The 20,171-nt window shown below is 67.8% G+C and carries 15 protein-coding genes; 8 read left to right on the plus strand and 7 right to left on the minus strand.

Annotated features, from left to right (window positions below):
* Positions 1–13: 13 nt before the first annotated feature.
* Positions 14–415, plus strand: a complete 402-nt coding sequence (locus VYI76_RS04790; protein WP_326523629.1) for a hypothetical protein — start codon at positions 14–16, stop codon at positions 413–415.
* 81 nt (positions 416–496) lie between these two features.
* Here the strand turns inward: VYI76_RS04790 and VYI76_RS04795 are convergent, their stop codons facing one another.
* Complete coding sequence (locus VYI76_RS04795) at positions 497–1,774, minus strand: dicarboxylate/amino acid:cation symporter (protein ID WP_326523630.1); 1,278 nt, start codon at positions 1,772–1,774, stop codon at positions 497–499.
* Positions 1,775–2,012: 238 nt separating this feature from the next.
* Positions 2,013–2,357: a DNA-directed RNA polymerase subunit omega gene (gene rpoZ, locus VYI76_RS04800; RefSeq protein ID WP_326523631.1), complete on the minus strand. Its 345-nt coding sequence runs from the start codon at positions 2,355–2,357 to the stop codon at positions 2,013–2,015.
* Positions 2,358–2,471: 114 nt separating this feature from the next.
* Here rpoZ and VYI76_RS04805 point away from each other — a divergent pair, with 114 nt between their 5' ends.
* Positions 2,472–3,644, plus strand: a complete 1,173-nt coding sequence (locus VYI76_RS04805) for a phospholipase D-like domain-containing protein (RefSeq protein WP_326523632.1) — start codon at positions 2,472–2,474, stop codon at positions 3,642–3,644.
* A 16-nt stretch (positions 3,645–3,660) separates the two neighbouring features.
* Here the strand turns inward: VYI76_RS04805 and VYI76_RS04810 are convergent, their stop codons facing one another.
* Together VYI76_RS04810 and VYI76_RS04815 are read right to left on the minus strand one after the other, a co-directional pair.
* Complete coding sequence (locus VYI76_RS04810; RefSeq protein ID WP_326523633.1) at positions 3,661–4,869, minus strand: MFS transporter; 1,209 nt, start codon at positions 4,867–4,869, stop codon at positions 3,661–3,663.
* On the minus strand, positions 4,866–6,344 hold the full coding sequence (locus tag VYI76_RS04815) for a S10 family serine carboxypeptidase-like protein (RefSeq protein WP_326523634.1): 1,479 nt from the start codon (positions 6,342–6,344) through the stop codon (positions 4,866–4,868). The genes VYI76_RS04810 and VYI76_RS04815 overlap by 4 nt, the downstream gene beginning before the upstream one ends.
* A gap of 129 nt (positions 6,345–6,473) precedes the next feature.
* Between VYI76_RS04815 and VYI76_RS04820 the strand changes: the two genes are divergently transcribed.
* Genes VYI76_RS04820 through VYI76_RS04840 form a run of 5 tightly spaced genes read left to right on the plus strand, consistent with a single transcriptional unit; the run spans position 6,474 to position 12,321 of the window.
* Positions 6,474–8,162 (plus strand): M61 family metallopeptidase, encoded by a 1,689-nt coding sequence (locus VYI76_RS04820; RefSeq protein ID WP_326523635.1) that lies wholly within the window; start codon positions 6,474–6,476, stop codon positions 8,160–8,162.
* Entirely contained in the window at positions 8,159–9,613 is a 1,455-nt protein-coding gene (locus VYI76_RS04825; RefSeq protein ID WP_326523636.1) for a CapA family protein, read from the plus strand. Before VYI76_RS04820 ends, VYI76_RS04825 begins: the two co-directional genes overlap by 4 nt.
* A 43-nt stretch (positions 9,614–9,656) precedes the next feature.
* On the plus strand, positions 9,657–10,181 hold the full coding sequence (locus VYI76_RS04830) for an RNA polymerase sigma factor (protein ID WP_326523637.1): 525 nt from the start codon (positions 9,657–9,659) through the stop codon (positions 10,179–10,181).
* Entirely contained in the window at positions 10,178–11,212 is a 1,035-nt protein-coding gene (locus VYI76_RS04835; RefSeq protein WP_326523638.1) for a FecR family protein, read from the plus strand. The genes VYI76_RS04830 and VYI76_RS04835 overlap by 4 nt, the downstream gene beginning before the upstream one ends.
* On the plus strand, positions 11,209–12,321 hold the full coding sequence (locus VYI76_RS04840; RefSeq protein WP_326523639.1) for a dipeptidase: 1,113 nt from the start codon (positions 11,209–11,211) through the stop codon (positions 12,319–12,321). The genes VYI76_RS04835 and VYI76_RS04840 overlap by 4 nt, the downstream gene beginning before the upstream one ends.
* On the opposite strand, the gene VYI76_RS04845 is transcribed toward VYI76_RS04840, so the two are convergent.
* From VYI76_RS04845 to VYI76_RS04855, 3 genes are read right to left on the minus strand one after another with little or no spacing between them, the layout of a single operon-like run.
* Complete coding sequence (locus tag VYI76_RS04845) at positions 12,281–13,720, minus strand: M28 family peptidase (protein ID WP_326523640.1); 1,440 nt, start codon at positions 13,718–13,720, stop codon at positions 12,281–12,283. The two genes, VYI76_RS04840 and VYI76_RS04845, sit on opposite strands and share 41 nt — an antisense overlap.
* Entirely contained in the window at positions 13,717–14,904 is a 1,188-nt protein-coding gene (locus VYI76_RS04850) for an aminotransferase class V-fold PLP-dependent enzyme (RefSeq protein ID WP_326523641.1), read from the minus strand. Before VYI76_RS04850 ends, VYI76_RS04845 begins: the two co-directional genes overlap by 4 nt.
* Positions 14,901–18,191, minus strand: a complete 3,291-nt coding sequence (locus VYI76_RS04855) for a TonB-dependent receptor plug domain-containing protein (RefSeq protein ID WP_326523642.1) — start codon at positions 18,189–18,191, stop codon at positions 14,901–14,903. Before VYI76_RS04855 ends, VYI76_RS04850 begins: the two co-directional genes overlap by 4 nt.
* Before the next feature lie 208 nt (positions 18,192–18,399).
* Here VYI76_RS04855 and VYI76_RS04860 point away from each other — a divergent pair, with 208 nt between their 5' ends.
* On the plus strand, positions 18,400–20,061 hold the full coding sequence (locus VYI76_RS04860) for a hypothetical protein (protein WP_326523643.1): 1,662 nt from the start codon (positions 18,400–18,402) through the stop codon (positions 20,059–20,061).
* Positions 20,062–20,171 lie beyond the last annotated feature (110 nt).

The following is a 20,171-nucleotide window of genomic DNA, read 5'->3' on the forward strand; positions in this document are numbered from 1 at the left end:
AAGGACCATAGTCATGATGAAGCCGATCCTCGCCGCCGGAACGCTGATGCTTGCCTTTGCCGCGACGCCGGCCGCGACCCAGGATGCGCCGGTCAACGGCGTCGTCATCCTCTACGGCAACCAGAAATGCCCGACCAATCAGAATGGCGAAGAGATCGTTGTGTGCGAGAAGCGCCACGCGAGCGAACAGTTCCGCATTCCCAAGGAAATCCGCCAGCCGGAGATCAAGCCGGAATATCAGGCCTGGGCGACGAAGACCGAAGGCGCGCTGACCCTCGGACAGGGCGGGATCGGCAGCTGCTCGACGATCGGGCCGGGCGGCGCGACGGGCTGCGCCAACCAGGCGCTGGGCGCCAACCGCCGCATCACCCAGTCGAAGGCGCGCGAGGATCAGGATTACGTGCCCCCGCGCTGATCGGCTTGTCGCCGCCACGACCGGCGGTCAGCGGGCCGCCGGCGAACTTCCGGATATGGTGACGGCGGCCGGGTAAGCGGCCTATGCCGTGCCCGGCTCGGCGCTCGACGGTGCGGCGCGCTCGCCGCGATAGACCGCGTCGTCCAGCGCGCCCTCGGCCCGTGCGACGCAGGTAGCCACCGTCAGGTTCGCGCTCGCGCTCGGCACCGTCCGCGCCATGTCGAGCAATCTGTCGAAGGGGAGGACGAGCCCCACCACCAGCGCGGTCTGTTCGGCGCTGACCCCGACGGCGCCCAGCATCGCCGTCAGCATGAACAGCGACGCCGACGGCACCGGCGCCGTCCCGAACGCGGCGAGCGCGCCCGTCACCAGCATCACCGCCAGCATCGTGCCGTCAGGCGTGATCCCCAGCGCCTGCAACGCGAACTGGCCGAGCAGCCCGACGTACATCGCCGTCCCGTCCTTGCCGATGCTGGCGCCGAGCGGCAGCACGGTCGAGGCGACCGGGCGCGACACGCCGATCCGTTCCTGCGCCACGCGCAGCGCGACCGGCAGCGTCGCGGAGGACGACGCGGTGGAGAAGGCCACCGCCAGCGCGTCCACCGCCTTGCGGAAGAACGCCACCACGCCGACCCGCGCGACCAGCCGCAACAGGCTGGCATGCACCACCAGCATCTGGAACAGCGCGGCCAGCACCACGCACACCGCCAGCCAGCCGATGTGGACGAAGACGCCGAGTCCGGCGGTGGCGATCGCATTAGCGATCAGCGCAAGCACGCCCAGCGGCGTGATCTCCATCACGATCCCGACGATCCGCATCAGCACCGCCGACAGGCCCTGAAGCAGCCGCGCGACCGGTGCTCCCGCCTCGCCCGCCGCCAGCGTGCCGACGCCCAGCAGCACCGATACGAAGATGATCGCCAGCATGTCGCCCTTCGCCAGCGCCTCGACGATGTTGGTCGGAACGATGCCGATCAGTTGCTGGTACGGCGTCACCGGCTCGCCCAGCACGTGCGGCGCGATGCCGGCCAGCGCAGCTCCCTCGCCGGGCCGGAACACCAGCCCGGCCGTCATGCCCACCGTCACCGCGATCAGCGTCGTCAGCGCGAACAACATCACCGTCCGTCCGCCGACCGACCCCAGCTTGCGCACATCGCCCAGCGCGGTGATGCCGGCGGCGATGGTGATGAGCACGATCGGCACCACCAGCATGCGGATCGCCCGGACGAACAGGTCGCCGAACACCATCAGCCACGGCGCCGCCTGGGGCGCGAACAAGCCGATCGCGACGCCGATCACGAGGCCGCCGACCACGCGCTGCCACAGGGGAATGGCGAACCAGCGCCGCAAGATGTTCATGGGCGGATCATGCCGCGCGGCGGCGCAAAGGCAAGCGCGCACGCCGTGGGTACCTTATGCGCGGCGGTTATGGATGGCGAGCACGAAACAGGCCGCGAGCGTCTTTCGCGCGCGGCCTGTTTAGTCTGGCTTCTCTCGGGGGCAGCGCCGCGGCGGAGCCGCGTCGTCGGTTGGCGCTGGTGCGCCGCCGTCCGGGCTGGCCCGTCTCGCGGATAGCCGGCGCTATCCGCGTGCGGACTCAGCCGTCGTAGTCGCCCCCGACGTTGGTGTTGCGCGGCGGAGCGGCGGCGGTCAGGCGCAGCGCCTCGGCCGATGCAGACAGCGATCCGATCTCGTCCGGCGCGTCGTCGTCGTCGATCTGCACCTTCTGCAGGCCGGACACGACGGCTTCCTCCAGATGGCCCGGACGCACCGTCTGCTCCGCGATCTCGCGCAGCGCAACGACCGGATTCTTGTCGCGATCGCGATCGATCGTCAGTTCCGCGCCACCCGAAATCTGGCGTGCGCGCTGCGACGCGAGCAGGACCAGGTCGAAACGGTTGGGAATCTTGTCGACGCAATCTTCGACGGTGACGCGCGCCATCGGCGGTTCCTTGAAATTACCGGTATCCGGGGAAGCGCGCCAGATAGGCTCCGGCCGGTCGGGAGTCAAGGAAATCCCCCTTGTCGCCCGCGGCATCGCCCGGCAACAGGACGCATGGCCGAACCGCCCGCCCAGCCCAGTTTCGTCGTCGAGGGCAACCGGCTGACGATGCTCGACACCGGGCCGCGGCGGCTGGACACGATGCTGGCGCTGATCGCGGGCGCGCGATCGTCGATCCGCGTGCTGTTCTACATCTATGTCGGCGACGCCGCCGGGCGCGTCATCCGCGATGCGTTGGTCGATGCCGTAGGGCGCGGGGTGCGGGTTTCGCTGACGATCGACGCGATGGGCAGCGAGCCCGCGGCGTCGAACGATTTCTTCGCGCCACTCGCGGCGGCCGGCGCCGATGTGTGCCAGTTCATCCCGCGCTGGGGCCGCCGCTACCTGCTGCGCAACCACCAGAAGCTGCTGATCGCCGACGGCGACGGCGACGATCCTCGCGCGATCATCGGCGGGTTCAACGTCGAGGACAGCTATTTCGGCACCGAACCCGGCACGGCGTGGCGCGACCTGGGGCTGCTGGTGGAGGGGGCTGCCGTGCGGCGGTTGACCGGCTATTACGATGCCCTGTCGCGCTGGATGCGCCATCCGAAGGCGACGATCCGCGCCCTGCGGCGGCTGCTCGGCAAGTGGAGCGAACCCGAGGGGCGCGCGCGCTGGCTGTTCGGCGGGCCGACCCGGCGGCTGTCGCCCTGGGCCAAGGTCGTGCGACGCGACATGCGCGCGGCGCGGCGCACCGACATCATCGCCGGCTATTTCGCCCCGAGCCCGGCGATGCTGCGCCGGCTCGACAAGGTCGGCCTGCGCGGCCGGGTGCGGATCGTGTTGCCCGCGACGACCGATCACGGTGCGGCGCTGTGGGGCGCGCATTTCACCTACGCCGGGCTGCTGCGCAAGGGCGTGGAAATCTACGAATATCAGCCGACCAAGCTCCACACCAAGCTCTATCTGGTCGATGATGCCGTCCACATCGGCTCGGCCAATTTCGACATGCGCAGCCTGTTCCTCAACCTGGAACTGATGCTGCGGATCGAGGATCCGGCCTTCGCCGCGCACGTCCGGGCCTATATCGATGGCGAGGTCGCCCGGTCAGAACGCATCACGCTGGAACTGGAACGCGCGCGCACGACATGGTGGATGCGTATCAAGCAGTTCGCCGCCTATTTCGTGATGGCCGTCCTAGATCCCAGCGTGTCGCGCGGGCTGAACTTCGGTCCCGAGCGCTAGGTGTTTGATCCCCAACTCAGTCTAGTTTGATCGGATCGGGCACATGCTGCCGCGATCTTGTCGCAAGCGCGAGCGCAGCCGCGCCGCCGATGAGCGCGCACGGCATCGCACAGATCAGCACGAGGGCGGGGCTGAGTCCGGCAGCGAGCAGCGCGCCCGCCGCAAGCGGTCCCGAAATCGCCCCGAGCCGGCCGACGGATACCGCGGCGCCGACACCTGTCGCACGGCCCAGGACCGGATAGAATCCGGGGGCCAGGCCATAGAGCAGGAACTGGCCACCGATCGCAAAGAAGCCGACGACGATCCCGGCGATGACGACCGGGACGAGCCCCTGCAGGGCGCCAAGCGCCCATAGCCCGATCGCGGTGATCGCATAGGTTGTCACCAATACGCTCCTCAACCTGCCGCGATCGGCGAGCATGCCGAGTGCGACGCACCCGGCGGCGGCACCTGCGTTCTCGAAGGCGGAGATGATCCCGGCCTGCTGTGGCGTGAAGCCCTTTGCGACCATCAGCGTCGGCAGCCAGTTGTTCAGCAGGTAGACGATCACCTGGGTAAAGCCGTAGCAGACCCACAGCAACAGCGTGATGCCGGTGCGGTCGCCGCCGAACAGCGCCTGTCCGGCGGGAAGCGCCTGTCCTCCGCCATGGGCTCGCGCCGCCTTGAACGCCACGGATTCCGGCAGCGCCGCCATCAGGACCGGCGCCAGCAGGAGCGGCAGCACGCCCGCGATCACGAAGATCGTACGCCAGTCGAGCATTCCTGTCGTCATCGCGACGAAGATTGCGAGCAGTGTCCCCCCGACGGGCTGGCCGGCGAACATCAGCCCGATGCCGGTCGCGCGCCGTTCGGCGGGCGACGCTTCCGCCGCGATCGCGATCAGGTTTGGAAACGCGCCGCCGATGCCGAGACCGCATAACGCGCGTGCCGCGATGAAGCTGGGCCCGTCATAGGCCTGCGTCGTCGCCAGCGCGAAGATGCCCAGCACGACGAACGACAGCACCAGGGTTCGCTTGCGCCCCCATCGGTCGCCCAGCCTGCCGCCGATCGCGGCGCCGATCATCAGCCCGACGATCGTCGCGGTCAGGATCAGCCCGATCAGGCCTGGCCCGAACCCGAATTCGCGCGCGACCATGGGCGCTGCGAGGCCCATCGAAACGATGTCGGCCCCTTCGAGGATGGCCGCGAGGAAGCACAAGCCGATGGTGCGACGCTTGACTGTCATGGCTTTGCCTCCTCGGCCGCCTCGCGCGCCAGACGGCGCATGTCCGCTGCAAACTCCGCGCGCGCCGGAGCGTCGCGATAGATGGCGTGACCCGCCAGATAGCATCGGAACCGGATCGCCCGCGTCCATGCCGGCGGCAGGTTGCGGCCGTGCTCGGCATCCATCGAACAGCCGCCCAGCGGATCATAGGCGCCGTGCGGGACCAGGATGCGGAGTTTCGGTTCCAGAGCAAACGCCTCCGCCGCGCCGGGCAGCGGCGGGCCATAGCGATACATGCCGATCCGGCCCGTCGCGGCGAAGGCGCGCTTCGCCTCCTCGATCTGGGCGGGCGTCGCGTCGTACGTGGTCGCGTGGATCCAGCTGCTGTTGACCGGCCTTGGATAGTCGCCGAACGGCGCGAAGCCGTGTTCGGTCGGCTCTATCCCCATGTAGATCAGGTCCGACGGGTAGCCCAGGGCATCGCGGATATGCGCTATGCCGGCGTCCAGCGGCGGCCCGGCGTACGGCTCGGGCTGGCGGTAGTCGAGGTAATGGACCGCCCGCCCGGCGATGCTGCCGAGGAACTTGCCCTGGCTGAGCGAGAGGGTGCCGGGATCGATCGCATCGACCGGCAAGCCGATCCGTCGCGCCAGCTCGGCGCGCAACGAAGCGCGCTCGTCCGGGCGCATCGCGTCGAGCCGGCGAAGGCCGGGCAGGTAGGTGGCGCGCACCCAGTCCTCGGCATTGCGCCGCGCCGCGTCGGGCGTCGTGCCATATTCGGCGGGCAGCTTGTCGTAATAGAGGGCGGTGACCGCATAATCCGCCATGCGATAGGCGCCCGACACGCGCGCCTGGTCGGGATAGACGGGCAGCCCTGTGGTGTTCGAGATCAGCGCCAGGCCGCGGACCTTGAACCCCTGCTTCAGCAGAGCGTGCGCGACCGACCCCGCCCGGCCTGAACCATAGCTTTGCCCGGCGATGACCAGCGGAGCGCCCTCGGCGCGATGGCGGACGAGCCAGGCGCGGATGAATTCGGTCGTCGCCGCGACGTCGCCGATCACGCTGGTGAACGCCCGTTCCCTGTCCCGATTGACCGCGCGGGAGAAGCCGGTGCCGACCGGGTCGACGAACACCAGGTCGCTGTCGGTCAGCCAGGTGTCGGCATTATCGACCATCCGGCCATGTTCGATCCGCTTCGGCCCGGCCCCCTCGAAGTTGAGCGAGGCGGCCGGCCTGCCGGGCCCGCCGTTCCAGACGAAGGTGATCGGCCGCGTCTCGCCGCGCCGGGGTGCGACGCGATAGGCTATGTAGAAGACATGTCCGAAAGCCTCGCCCGTCGCGACGTCGCGGATCGGCAGGCGCCCCGTTTCTGCGGTGTAGGCCAGAGCGGTCGAACCCGCGCGGAGCTGCTGCGCGGTAACAGTCGGCGCCGGTTCCTCGGCGTGGGCCGGCGGCGAAAGGGCCGCCAGCGTCGCGGCCGCAGCCAGACCGATCATCGCCCCATGAAGCATCCTGATGTCCCCCGTTAGGGCAATACGCATGCTCGCGTTAAATCCGCAGCATCGTCGTCGGAAATGATGAGGCCGTGCGTATAACCCTGCAGTGGCACAAAGGGGTGGCGGGGCATGCGGACATCTTTGAAGCTGGCGTTGCTCACCGTTGCCGCGGCCCTGCTTCCGGGCGCCGGCGCCGCGCCGCCGGTGCTGAAAATCCTGGTGACGCCAGGCCCGATGGACCAGCAGGCCGGCAAGGGCGAAGTGGCGGTAGCGATGACCATCCCCGCGATCGGCGATCCGGGCGATGGCCCGCTGCTGTCGATCGATCTGATGGTGCCGGGAATGGCCAGGCCGCTGGCCGTCCGCGGCCTCACCGCGCGCGATGCTGGCGGCACGCTGAGCCTGACGGCAATCCCGGGGCCTCCGGGCCGCTGGCGCGCCGATCGCGCCGTGCGTGGCCCGCTTGCGCTCGATTACATCCTCGAGATCGAGAACGTCCCCATGCTGCAGGGTGGCCCGCCGACGGCCGCGCGGATCGACGGCAACGCCTTTTCCGCGATCGGCAGCGGGCTGTTCATGAAGGTGCCGCCGGCCGGGCCGACCGCAATCCGGCTCGACTGGGATTTCGCCCGCATGGCCTCCGGATCGGAAGCCGTCACGAGCTGGGGCAACGGCGCGATCGCCTTGGGATCGAGCACGCCGGACCGGCTGATGCGCGGCGTATTCATGGTCGGCCGGCTGATGCACGAGCCCCGTCAGGAGGTGAAGCAGGGCTTCTCGGCGGTCTGGGCCGGCGACCCCGGCTTTGACCCGCGCCCGCCGATGCAGTGGACCGCGAAGCTGCACGGGTGGATGAGCGGGTTCTTCGGCGACACCGAAGTGCCGCCGTACCGCGTGTTCATGCGCTACAACCCGATGAATGCCGGCGGTGGCGCGGCGCTCCATCGCTCGTTCCTCATCACCTACGGCACCGGCGTGACCGGGCAGGGACTGGCCGGCATCCTGGGCCATGAGATGACGCATACCTGGACGGCCAATGACTTGGGCAAATGGTATAGCGAGGGCAACGCCGTCTATTATCAGGTGCTGCTGCCGTGGCGGGCGGGGCTCGTCACCACCGACGAATATCTGGCCGACATCAACGAAACCGCCAGCCGTTATTATTCCAACCTGCTGCGCAACACGCCGGAGGAGGAAGCGGTGCGGCGCTTCTGGGAGGATACCCGCGTCCGCGTCCTGCCCTATGACCGGGGTGCGCTGTACTTCGCCGCGCTCGACGGCAAGATCCGGCGCGCGTCGGGCGGCAAGCGGTCGATCGACGATCTCGTGCTGGCGATGGTCGATCGCGCTAAAAAGGGCGAGCCGATCACCGAAGCCATCTGGTTCGACATGCTGCGCGCCGAAATCGGCGAGGCGGGCCCGACGCTGCACAGAGCGATGCTGGCGGGCGACCTGATCCTGCCGGAATCCGGCGACTACGGGCCATGCTTCCGCCGCACGACCAGGCCGGTACGGCGGTTCGACGTGGGCTTCGACTTCGCGTCGCTGATCGGCGCGAAGAAGGTGGTGAAGGGCCTGAAGCCCGATTCGGAGGCCGCCAGGGCCGGGCTCCGCGACGGCGACGTCATCACCTACGGCGTGGCTCTCGATTCGCTGCAGGGCGCGCCGGACCGACACTTCAACGTTCAGGTTACGCGCGACGGCCGGACGTGGCCGGTATCCTACCTGCCCCGCGGAGAGGCGGTCGACGTCTATCAATGGGAGCGGGAGCCCGGCGTACCCGACGATCAATGCAAGCTGCGGTGGGGGAAATCATGATGCGGAACGTGCGAAAACTGGCGATCGGGACAGCCCTGGCGACGCTGGTCGCGGCGGCGGCGGCAGGAGCACAGGGCGTGCCCGCGGCACAGGCCCCGATGCCGTCGAAGGACCCCAGCGAATTCCTGCGCGAGCCTCCCAAGCCGAGTTCGGTCAAGGGCGACTTCACGCTCGTCGCGATCGGTGACATGCTCTATTCGCACCCTTACGCCGGGACGACCGATCCGGAACTCCGCAAGGTGCTCGACATCGTCAGGAGCGGCGACGTGACCGTCACCAATCAGGAAGGTGTCTTCATCGACCTCAAGACCTTCAAGGGTTCCGCCTACGGCAACGGCCAGCTCTGGGGATCGGGAACGCTGGCGAAGGACATGAAGGACATGGGGATCGACATCCTGTCGGTCGCCAACAACCATTCGACGGACTTCGGCTGGGAAGGGCTGATCGAATCGATGCGGCTGCTCGACGCCGCCGGCGTCAGCCATTCGGGCGGCGGGATGAACCTGAAGGAAGCGCGGGCGCCGGCCTATTTCGATACGCCGAAGGGCCGGGTCTCGCTGATCTCCACCGCCTCGACAGTGAAGCCCAATGCCCGGGCCAACGACGCGTTCGGAGAAACCAACGCGCGGCCGGGTATCAGCACCCTGCGGCTGCGGCGAGTGGAACTCGTCACCCCGGCACAGATGGATGCGGTGCGCGCGCTCGCGATCGAACGCGCCTCTGTCCGTGAGCCGGCGCCCGCGCCCGACGCCAGGGAGATCACCTTCGGCGAGCGTATATATCGTGTTCGCGACAAGGAGCCGGCCGACTGGGCGATCCACTGGGACATGGACCTCTACGATCACGCCGGACTGCTCCAGTCGGTGCGCGAGGCCAAGGCGCAGTCCGATCTCGCGGTTTTCACCATCCACGCCCACGAAAGTCCGACGGGCGTCGATGACGACAATCCGCCGCCGCCCAATTTCCTGATAAAGCTGTTCCGCGACGTGGTGGATGCAGGGGGCGACGTCGTCGTCGGCGGCGGGCCGCATTCGTTGCGCGGGATTGAGATCTACAAGGGCAAGCCGATCTTCTACGGCGTCGGCGTGTTCTTCATCCGCGGCGAGATCAAGGCACTGCAGGAAACCGCGCTGCGTGTCTTCCCCGATCCCGCGACCGGCAAGGCACCGCCGCCGAAGCCCGAGGAACGCTCCGTGCGGCCCGGCGGCAATCCGGCAAGCTGGTATGATTCGATCGTCGCGGCGGTCGATTACAAGGACGGAAAGGCCGTGGCGGTGCGCCTCTATCCGCTCGACGTCGGCAACACCTATGATCGCTCGCGTCGCGGCATCCCGCACCTGGCCGACCCGGCGAACGCAAAGCGCATCCTGGCCGACCTCCAGAAATTCTCGGCGCCGTTCGGTACCAGGATCGCGATCGACGGTTCTGTCGGGATAATTCGCATCCCATGACAGGGGGATCGGGGGGCTCCGTGCGTATATCGAATGGCGGCCCATGAAGCCGGAACGCAACGACGTGCTGGTGACGGCGCTGCACCAGCGGTTCCGTCCCGCCCTGATGTCGTTCTTCCTGCGAAGGATGCGCGACGTGACGGAGGCCGAGGATCTGACCCAGGAAGTATTGCTGCGCGTATCGGAACATGCCGCGACGATCGATCCGTCGCGCCCGGACGCCTATGTCTTCCAGATCGCCGCCAACATGCTGCGCGACCGGGCGCGGCGCACCCGAGTGCGTTCCGCCTATCAGGCGGAGGCGTCCGCGCTCCGCACAGGCTGGATCGACGAACTCGATCCCGATCGCGTCATGCAGGGGCGCCAGTCCCTCAATGCCGTGCTCGCCGCGCTGCGCGACCTGCCCGAGCGGACGCGCACGATCTTCGTGCTGTTCCGGCTGGAACATATGAAGCAGCGCGAGATCGCCACCATGCTGGGAATTTCGATCCGCACGGTGGAGCAGCATGTAATTCGCGCCAGCGTTAGCCTGAAACGCAGTCTGGCGAGTGAGGAAAGCCCCCAATGACATCAGCCGCCGACGAGCGCGACGAGATCGCAGCCGCCTGGGCGATTCGGCTTGGCGATACCGAACTGACGGGTCCGGAACAGGCCGAGCTGCGCGCCTGGCTTGACGCTGACGGCGCCAACGGCGCCGCGCTGGAGGAGATCGCCGGCACCTGGCGAGCGGTCGAGAGCTATGCCACCGCGATGCCGGTCATGGCGCTCCGCGAGAAGGCGCTGGCGAGCGCGCGGATGGAGTCCCAGCGCCTCCACCGGCCGCGCTGGCCGATCGTGCGCGATGTCCGGCGGTTCGCGGCGATCGCCGCCATGCTGCTGCTATGCGTCATGAGCGCGAGCTACTGGTACGCGGAACAGCCCGACCGATATGCGACATCACGCGGAGAGCGTCGCGTCGTCGTGCTCGACGACGGATCTCGCCTGTCGCTCGACGCGTCGACCCTCGTCCGGGTCAAATATGCCGCCGGCCGCCGCCAGCTGTGGCTCGACCGCGGGCGCGCGAAATTCGACGTGGCGCCAGATCCGCTCCGCCCGTTCAGTGTGGCGGCGGACGATCGCGTGGTCGTCGCGACCGGCACGTCCTTCAGCGTCGAGTTGATCGGCGAACAGGTGCGCGTGGCGCTTTATGAAGGGCATGTGTCCGTGCTGCGCGACGGGACGGTGTTGGCCCCCGCGGCGGCCGCGGCCACGCAAGACATAAAAATGAAGCAGCCGGGGCGCGAACTGGTACTGAGCGGCGTGACGGATGGTCCGAAGCCCTCGCTGGTGCCGATCGATCCCGTTCGGTCGATGACCTGGCAGTCCGGAATGCTCGACTTCGAGAACGACTCGCTGGAGGTCGTGGTGGCACGCACCAATCGCTCGGCGGCGCGGCAGCTGGTGCTCGGCGATGCCAGGGTCGGCGGCATGCGCGTGTCGGGCGTGTTCCGCGCCGGCGATACCGAAGCGCTTGTCGATGGACTGGCGATCACGCTGGGCGTGCGGACGCAGGTGCGGGGCAATGCGATAGCGCTGTTCGCGCCGGAGGAAGCCAAATGATCGATCGTCGTGGGCTGATGGCGGCGGCTGCCGCGCTGTCGGTGGCGCCGGCGCCGGGCGCGATGGCGCAGCGGCGGGGCGACCGGCTGGTCATCAATGCGTTGGGCGGGCTGAGCGACCCGAATCTGTGGGGCAGCGGTGAGAAGCCGGACTGGGATCGCCTGATCCGCGACGCGTCCGCGTCCGGGATGGACGCGCTCAACATCACGATCGGTTATGTGTCCGGGAAGGACGAACCCTTTGAAGCGAGTGTACGCGACATCGCCGAATGGGACGCGCGCGTACGGAAATATTCCGACCGCCTGACCAAGGTCTGGACCGCGAACGACATCCGCCGGGCGCAAGCCGCGGGCAGGCTGGGGTTGATCTACGGCTTTCAGAATGCCGCGATGATGGGATCGGATGCGCGCAGGGTCGATGTCTTCGCCGATCTGGGGGTCCGCATCATCCAGCTGACCTACAATGTCCGCAACCAGCTGGGCGGCGGTTCGCTCGACCGGGAAGACCAAGGGCTCACCGCGTTCGGGCGCGAGGTCGTGGCCCGGCTCAATGCGCGCCGCGTGATGGTGGACCTGTCGCACAGCGGGCGCAGCATCTGCCTTGATGCCGCGCGGGCTTCGACCCAGCCGATCTCGATCAATCATACCGGCTGCCGCGCGCTGGCCGACCTGCCTCGTAACAAGACCGACGAGGAGCTGCGGCTGGTCGCCGAGCGGGGCGGCTTCGTCGGCATTTATTTCATGCCGTTCCTGCGCGCGGACGGCAGCCAGGTTCGCGGCGACGACGTGGTCGCGCATATCGAACATGCCATCGACATCTGCGGCGAGGACGCAGTCGGTATCGGCACCGACGGGCCGACGACCGGCATCGACGACATGCCGCGCTGGACCGCGGCCTTCGCCAGGGACATCGAGCGCCGCCGCGCCGCCGGCATCTCCGCGCCGGGCGAGCGGCCCGATTCCTATATCTTCGCGATCGACATGACCGGGCCGGAACAGTTCCGCATCCTCGCGGACAAGCTCAGGCGACGTGGGCACGGCGCGGCGCGGATCGACAAGATCCTCGGCCTCAATTTCCTGCGGTACGCCGAACGGATCTGGGGCGGCTGAAGCGGCTGCCCGGCAGAAAGTCCGGCCAGGCATCACGGCGCGCCAGATCCAGCCCCAGTGCGTGCATCAGGCGCAGATCCTCGATCGCGCCGCCGAGTTCGAGGTCGCGCATGTCGTCGCTCGGGAAATGCGCGCGGGTCGTGATGAAATTCTGGAACGCCGCGCCCTTGTCAGGGCCGGTCCGGGCAATGACGTTGGACAGGATGACCGACGGCACGCCGCCGCGCAGCATCGGCCACGCGTCCGAACTGCGCGCGACGAACGCCGGGCCAGCCCCTTCGTCCAGCGTGCGGCCCTGCCCCGCGACCAGCCGCGCGATGATCGGGTCGAGGTCCGTCAGCCCGCCGCCCACGAAACCGACCGGATGGCCCGCGCCATAGAGCGCGATCGTATCTACGTTGATCGCCGCCACGGTATCCGCCAGCGGTACCACCGGCCGCGCCGCATAGGCGCGCATGCCCAGCAGGCCATGTTCCTCGGCCGTTGTCGCCACGAACAGGATCGAACGGTCCGGCCGTGGGCCAGCGACGAACCAGCGCGCGATCTCCAGCAGGCCCGCGATCCCGCTGGCGTTATCGATCCCGCCGTTGCAGATCGCATCGGCCTCGCCCGGACGGCAGCGGCCGAACGCATCCCAATGCGCCGAATAGACCAGGGCTCTTCCAGGTTCAGTCGCGCCTCGCAGTCGCCCGATGACATTGACCGAGGTGAAGCGGCGAACCGCGGTCTCCACCCGGGCATCAACCACCACGCCGCCCGCGAGCAGGCGTTGCGCCGCCGCTTCGCTGATATAGCCGCGAATCGGCGCGCGTGCCGCGCCGGCGGCTTCGATCACGCCCAGCGGCATGCGCTGCCGCTGGCGGGCGATGATCCTGTCATCGACGATCGCCAGCGCCATCGCGGCACCGCTGACGGCCAACCGTTCGTAACGCGCGACATTGTCGCTGTCGGGCGCGAATGGCGCGTCGGCGGGCGTCTGGTCGCGATAGAGCAGGATCATGCCCGGCGCCGGCGCGACCGCCTGGGCATGATCGACATAGCGGACCTGCGCGCCGCTGACGCGCATGGCGGGGCGTTCGCCGATCAGCAGAACGTCGCCGGAAATGTCGTCGCCGCCCCGCACGGCGAACTGCGCCCGCACCGGCCTGCGTTCTGCAAGCGGCACCGGCTGCCGCCAGCCGCCCCCGGCGCCGGGTTCCAGCCCGACCCGGTGAAACATGGCGATCAGCTCGCGGACGGTCTTGCGTTCGCCCGACGTACCGGGCCGTCTGCCTTCCATCCCGTCGGACGTCAGCACCGCCATGTCCGCGAGAATGCGCTGCTCGGCCGACCCCGGCTGTGCTTGCGACGGGGCCGCAACCAGGAACAGCGCCGCCGCGCACAGGCCAGGCAATCTCATCGCAACCCCTTCAGCACGTCCAATGCGCGGTCGATATCGGTTTCGGTGTTGAAGACAGCCGGGGCGATGCGGATCATGCCCTGGCGTGCCGTCACATCGACTCCGGCCCGGTCGAACGCCGTGCGCACCGCCTCGATCGGCCGTGGCGCGACAAGCGAGACGATCGGCGAGCGATTGCCGGGCGGCGTCAGCGGTTGCAGGCCCAGGCGCTCGACCCCGTCACGCAGCCGCATCGCGAGGCCAGTGCACTGCGCCTCGATCTGCGGCACGCCGAGCGCGCCGATATGATCGAGCGCGGCGCCCAGCGCGTGGACCTCGCCGAACGCTCGGCTTGAATAGTCGAAGCGGCGCGCCGTCCCGTCGATCGCAAAGCTGCCATCGGCGCGCGCGCTTGCGTGCATCTCGCCGAACCGGTCGAGCCTGAGCCGGTCGAGCCGGTCACGGCGGCAATAGAAGGGCGCCACACCCCACCCGGCGAACAGCCATTTGTACGATCCGGCACACAGGAAATCGATGCGCTCCTTCTTCACGTCGATCGCCAGCGCACCGATCCCCTGGATGGCATCGGCATACAGCAAGGCACCATGCGCGTGCGCGAGTTCGGCCAGGGCCGCCAGATCGTGGCGGAAACCGTTGCGATGCGACACCCATGCGACCGACAGCAGCCGGGTCCGGCGATCGACGAGTGGCGCGAATTCCGCGACGCCGACCCGCCCGCTCCGGTTCTTCGCCACGCGCAATTCGATGCCGCGGGTCCGTTCAAGCTCACGATACAGGATGAACTCGGTGTCATAGTGCAGGTCGTCGATCACGACGTTGTCGCCCGGCCGAAGTTCCAGGCCCGAAGCGATCAGGTTTTCGGCCTCGGCGGTCGAGAACAGCAGGCCGACTTCATCGGCGTCGGCGCCGATCAGGGCGGCGAACTGCTTGCGGACCCTCTCGGTGGTGCCGAGCAGCATGCCGAGCGTCATCGGCGCCTCGGCCTTGGCGCGCATGAAGCCCGCCGCCGCGTCCGCAACCTGGCGCGACACCGGCGCGATATAGGCCGAGTTCAGGAACGCCCGCCCGTTCGCGACGATCGGGAAATCTTCGCGAACGGCGTCGAGCCGGATTGGCGGCGCCGCCGCCATGGCGCCCGCCCCCGCCGCGCCGAACAGGGCCGCGCGGCGGGTGAGGGAGGTCACAGGCGAACCTTGGCTCCGACGAAGAACTGGCGGCCGTTGATGTCGCCGAACGAACGGCTCGGGAAGGACGGTCCTTCGTCGAAGATGTTGTTCACACCCGCGCGAAAGGTGATGCGCGGCAGTTCATACTGAACCGACACGGTATGCCGGGTGTTGGCGGCAAGCACCGGGACCGGGTTGGTCTCGATCGTGTCGGTGAACGACGCCTTCGACGCCGGCAGGTGATAGACCGAGTAGAACATGCGGAACGATCCGAGATGGTAGCGCGCATCAAAGCGCCAGCGCCACGCCGGCACCGCGATGGTGCCGTCCGACCGGCCGAGATTGAAGCCCGTGCTCGACTGCGCATAATAGTCGTTGTGGGTCGCCTCCACGCCGAATTCCAGCGTACCGACGTTCGCCTTGAACCAGTCGCTGAGCGGCATGCGATAGTTGAAGTTGTAGATTTCACCCCGATACAGCAGCGTCCCGGCGTTGAACGTCGTCGATGTACCCGTCGGGGTGAATCCCTGCGCGTCACGGGTGAACGTGTCGCACGCCGCGTTGGGATAGGGGGTGCTGTCGTAGCAGACGGCCATGAAGGTCGCGGGCGTGAAGGCCGAGAGACCGTCGCTCAGATCGAGCTGCAGGCGATCGGCCGTGAACGTCAGGCCCGGAATGAATTCGGGCTGGATCACCACGCCGAACGTCAGCGTGTTGGCAATCTCGTTGCGCAGGTTCGGGTTGCCGCGGTTGGTGACCGCCATGAAACCGGTGTTCTCGGCCGGGTTCTGGAACGTCGCCAGCCGCGCTTCCGCCGACGCACCGGCCGCCGCGCCACCGGTGTAGACGCCGTAGGTCGGATTCGCGGTGAACAGAGCGAGGCAGTTGGCGCGCCGGGTGGCGGGCGCAGGACCGCTCGCGATACGATCGGCGTCGCATGGATCGTTGCCCAGCGGCAGTCCCGAAACGCTGGCCGGGGCGAATTGCTGGGTCAGGCTCGGCGCGCGGAAGTTACGGCTGCGCGACACGCGGAAGGTTATACCCAGGCCCGTGTCCCAGCGACCGCCGACGCCCCAGACCGTTTCCTTGCCCGCGATCGAATGATCGACGAAGCGCACCGATCCGGTCGCCTCCAGGCTCTTGACCAGCGGCAGGGTGAAGTCGCGGCCGACGAGCGGCAGCAGCAGCTCGCCGGAAAACTCGTTGGTCTTGTATCCCTGCGACACCGGCAGGCTCGGCCCGCTGTTGAACACGATGCCCGCCTGCGCGGCCGGTGCCGGCGTGAAATCCACGGTTTCGCGGCGATGTTCATAGGCGATGCTGAACTTGGCCGTGCCGGCGGGCAGGCGGACGATGTCGCCGCCCAGAGTGGCGAGATAATTGTCCTGGACGTTCTTGAACGACGACCCGTCCATGACCGTGATGTACGCCAGTGCCTCCGCGGAGGCCGGCGTGTTGCCGAACGGATTGATCGGACGGCATGCGGCATCGTCGTTGGTCGTGATCGCATCCGCGTTGATCGCGCAGACGATGGTGTTGCCGACCCGCGTCGCGTTCAGCGCGTTGCCGAAACGGTTGGCCCATTTGTCCGGGTTTTCCGAGAAGCCTTCGGTCTGCCCCCGACTGGCGGTCAAACTGTAGTAGAACTCGCGCTCGCCGGCCTTGAAATCGCCTTCGAACCCGACCAGCGCGCGCCACGTGTCGGTTTCGGCATGCCGGTTGCGATTGGGCAGGATGTCGAAATAGCGCGACAGGAACAGGTTCCCGCCCGCCGCGAACGTCGGGCTTGCCGCATCGAGCGCGGTGATCGCCGCCGCGGTCAGGTACGGATTGGTGCGGTTGAAGGTCACCGCCTGCCCCTGGGACGCAGCCGACCCCGTCAGCGAGCGGGTGATGCCCTGGATGCCGTACGGATCGTCCGCTTCCTGGCGAGCATAGACGAATTCGCCGACCAGCCGCACGCCCTCGGTAAGGTCGAAATGGCCGATGAGCGTACCGGAATAGCGCCGGACGCCAGCCTGCAATGTCGATAGCTCGCGCCAGTCGCGACCCTGCCCGCCGATCGCGGTCGAACTCGTCCCCTGGATCAGGCCCGGATCATAGGAGGTCACGCCTTGCCCGTCGGCGGAGAATTGGAGCGCCTGGCCGCCGCTGCGCAGCAGGGAGTTCGGGCTGTTGGCGGTCGAGGAAAAGATAACGCCCTGATTGTTGATCTGCCACATGCGCCCGCCCAGCACCCACATCGTCGGCGAGATGCCGTCGGTGGTGGAGACATTGGCCGGGTTGGGCACGTTGCGCGCCGACAGCGCGGTCAGCGGGCGATCGACCTCCAGCAGCGGATCGGTCTTCGAGAATTCCAGATTGACGGCGATATTGCCGCGCCCGCCGCCGAAATTCGTCCCCGCGGTCAACCGCGCGTAGGGCCGCCAATCGTCGCCGCGCGAACTGATCGAGTTCTGCAGATCGACTTCGATACCCTCGAAATCGTCGCGAAGGACATAGTTCACCACGCCGGCGATCGCGTCCGATCCATAGACTGCCGCACCGCCCGCCTGCACGACGTCCACCCGCCGGATCAGGCCGGAGGGGATGACGTTGGTATCGACGGTGCGGTCGCCCAGGCCGGAATCCGACGCAACCATGCGTCGCCCGTTGAGCAGTGTCAGGGTTCGACCGGCGCCCAGGCTGAACAGGTTGGGATAGGTTCTGCCGGCGCCCGCCGGAAACCCCGTCCCCTGCGACGTCGGGAACGATGGCGTGTTCGACGTCACCTCGTTCAGCATCTGGCCCACCTGGGTGAAGCCGCGTTCCTCGAGTTCCTGGCGGTCGAACACGCGCACCGGCGCGGCGGTGTCGGTATCGCTGCGACGGATTCGCGAACCGGTGACGACCACCTGGTCTTCCGTCGTTTCCTCGGTGCTGGCCCCGGCCGTCAGCGGAGCGGTCTGCGCCACAGCCGCGGTCGCGGCGCCCGCCGTCATCGCGGAGGTCTTCAGATAGTACATCCCGCTGGACGTGCGGCTGGTCGACAGTCCGGTTCCCGACAGCAGCTGGCGCAGGCCGTCCTCCGCCGAATAGCGGCCGATCAGGGCCGGCGCGCGCTTGCCGGAGACGGCCCGCTCAGAGAATATGATCTGCTGGTTGGTCGCGCGGCCGAATGCTCTCAGAGCTCCGCCCAGATCCTGGGACGGAATGTCGAAGCGATATTGCTGCGGCGCCTGCGCCACCGCATCGGGAACAACCACCGCCACGGTCGCCACCATCGCAGCCGAAACCGCCAAACGAACCAGTCTGGAACCAACCATCTGAAGCCCCCCTCAGCGCCGTCGCGGTTATCGCGTCTGGCCTGTCCAGTTCTACGCGCGATGCCGCGAAACCCGAAGGACGCAGCAACAAAATTGTTTCAATTGTTACTTCTTGCTTCCTTGATTGCAAAAATGGGCCTCTGTTCGGTGGGAACATGCCCCTGCCGCGTATTGCTCCGGGCTGGGTAACTTCACAAAGGGTCGGAACATGAGGTTCGTGATCGCCGCTGCCGCGATATTGTCGGGCTCAACCCCGCTGTTCGCACAGGGCGACCAGGCGCCGCAGCTGTCGATAGCCTTGGCTCCCGGTGCGATCGATCAGGCGGCGGGGCGGGCCGATCTTGCGGTGGTACTCCGGCTGTCGGACGCACGCTTTGCCGCGGGCGACACGCTGTTCGTCCATCAGAACATGGCGCCGCGCATGTCCGGGCCTATCCGTATCGAAGGCCTGTCAGTCGTCGACAACGACGGCGCGGTGCCGATCACCGACGACGGTCAGACGGGGCAGCGCGGCTGGCGGGCCGGCCGGGCGATCTCCGGTGCGGTCACCGTCCGCTATCGCGTGGCGATCGACAATTCGACGGGCGGCATATTGTCCACCACCCCCCACGTCGATGGAGCAGGGGTCTTCGGCGTCGGTAACATGCTGCTGCTGATCCCGCGACAGGATGGAAATTATCGCATCGCGCTCGACTGGGATCTGTCCGCCCTGCGGCGGGGTGCGACCGCCATCTCGACCTTCGGCGAAGGCGATCAGGCATTGCCGGCCGGCCCGCTTTCGCGCCTGACCTACGCAATGTTCATGGCGGGCGACGTCAAGCGCGTCCAGCACGATGCATTCGGCGTCTACTGGACCGGCGCCCCGCGCTTCGACATCGCGGCCGCCGCGACCTGGACCGGCGATCTCTACGCCTGGATGAGCCGGTTCTTCGCCGACCCCTCACTGCCCCGTTACAGCGTGTTCCTGCGCGAGAACCCGTCGGCCCCCGGGAACGGCGTCGCCGCGCCCTACAGCTTCGTGCTGGGCTATGGCGCAGCGACCACGGCGGAAGGGATGAAGACGATCCTCGGCCACGAGATGACCCACAGCTGGACCGCCAACGACCTCGGCAAATGGTACAGCGAAGGCAACGCGGTCTATTATCAGTCCCGGCTGCCGTGGCTCGCCGGCATGATCTCGACCGACCGCTACCTGCGTGACATCAACCTGACGGCGGCGCGCTACTATACGAATGACGTGATCGCCGAGCCGGACGAGACGATCGTGCCGAGGTTCTGGAGCGACATGCGGTACAATGTGTTGCCGTACGATCGCGGCGCGATCTATTTCGCGGTACTCGACGCGCGGATCCGCGCGGCATCGCGAGGCAGGCGATCGGTCGACGACCTGGTTCGCGCGATGGTAGACCGGCATCGCCGGAACCAGCCGATCGCGGCGGAGCACTGGCTGGACTTGCTGAAGCGCGAACTGGGCGCGGAGGGTCCGCAGCTACATCTGGCGATGATGCGCGGCGAGCGGCTGGTGCCGCCATCAGGTGCATATGGACCCTGTTTTCGCCGGGTCGCCGCGAAAATCCGCCGCTACGACTTGGGCTTCGGCGGGCCGGAGATCGTCCGTCGTCAGATCGTCGAGAATCTCAGGTCTGACAGCGAGGCTGCCCGCTCCGGGCTGCTCGACGGCGACCGGGTCGACTATGCGAGCAGCACCGAAGGGGCTCAGCGCGATCCCGCGCAGACGATCACGATGAAGGTGATGCGGGGGGACAGGACGTTCGACGTGACCTATCTCCCACGGGGCAAGCCTGTCGACGCCTATCAATGGGTCCGTGTGCCCGGCGTGCCCGATGCGCGCTGCCGGCTACTCACGTAAAAGGCGCGGCAAGCCAACCGACCCCGTCCGCCGCTGCCGCCAACCAAACGCAACGCCGGCGGCGCCGGTCTGACGGGTTTGGGGCGACGGTACGCGTCTTTCTTCGGCAG

The organism is Sphingomonas sp. (assembly GCF_035910975.1).
Lineage (GTDB): Bacteria > Pseudomonadota > Alphaproteobacteria > Sphingomonadales > Sphingomonadaceae > Sphingomonas.

Coding starts and splice junctions, on each gene's coding strand:
- VYI76_RS04830 (WP_326523637.1), top strand. CDS start 9,657: ATGAAGCCGGAACGCAACGACGTGCTGGTGACGGCGCTGCACCAGCGG.
- VYI76_RS04795 (WP_326523630.1), bottom strand. CDS start 1,774: ATGAACATCTTGCGGCGCTGGTTCGCCATTCCCCTGTGGCAGCGCGTG.
- VYI76_RS04825 (WP_326523636.1), top strand. CDS start 8,159: ATGATGCGGAACGTGCGAAAACTGGCGATCGGGACAGCCCTGGCGACG.
- VYI76_RS04835 (WP_326523638.1), top strand. CDS start 10,178: ATGACATCAGCCGCCGACGAGCGCGACGAGATCGCAGCCGCCTGGGCG.
- VYI76_RS04790 (WP_326523629.1), top strand. CDS start 14: ATGATGAAGCCGATCCTCGCCGCCGGAACGCTGATGCTTGCCTTTGCC.
- VYI76_RS04860 (WP_326523643.1), top strand. CDS start 18,400: ATGAGGTTCGTGATCGCCGCTGCCGCGATATTGTCGGGCTCAACCCCG.
- VYI76_RS04810 (WP_326523633.1), bottom strand. CDS start 4,869: ATGACAGTCAAGCGTCGCACCATCGGCTTGTGCTTCCTCGCGGCCATC.
- VYI76_RS04840 (WP_326523639.1), top strand. CDS start 11,209: ATGATCGATCGTCGTGGGCTGATGGCGGCGGCTGCCGCGCTGTCGGTG.
- VYI76_RS04805 (WP_326523632.1), top strand. CDS start 2,472: ATGGCCGAACCGCCCGCCCAGCCCAGTTTCGTCGTCGAGGGCAACCGG.
- VYI76_RS04855 (WP_326523642.1), bottom strand. CDS start 18,191: ATGGTTGGTTCCAGACTGGTTCGTTTGGCGGTTTCGGCTGCGATGGTG.
- VYI76_RS04845 (WP_326523640.1), bottom strand. CDS start 13,720: ATGAGATTGCCTGGCCTGTGCGCGGCGGCGCTGTTCCTGGTTGCGGCC.
- VYI76_RS04815 (WP_326523634.1), bottom strand. CDS start 6,344: ATGATCGGTCTGGCTGCGGCCGCGACGCTGGCGGCCCTTTCGCCGCCG.
- VYI76_RS04820 (WP_326523635.1), top strand. CDS start 6,474: ATGCGGACATCTTTGAAGCTGGCGTTGCTCACCGTTGCCGCGGCCCTG.
- rpoZ (WP_326523631.1), bottom strand. CDS start 2,357: ATGGCGCGCGTCACCGTCGAAGATTGCGTCGACAAGATTCCCAACCGT.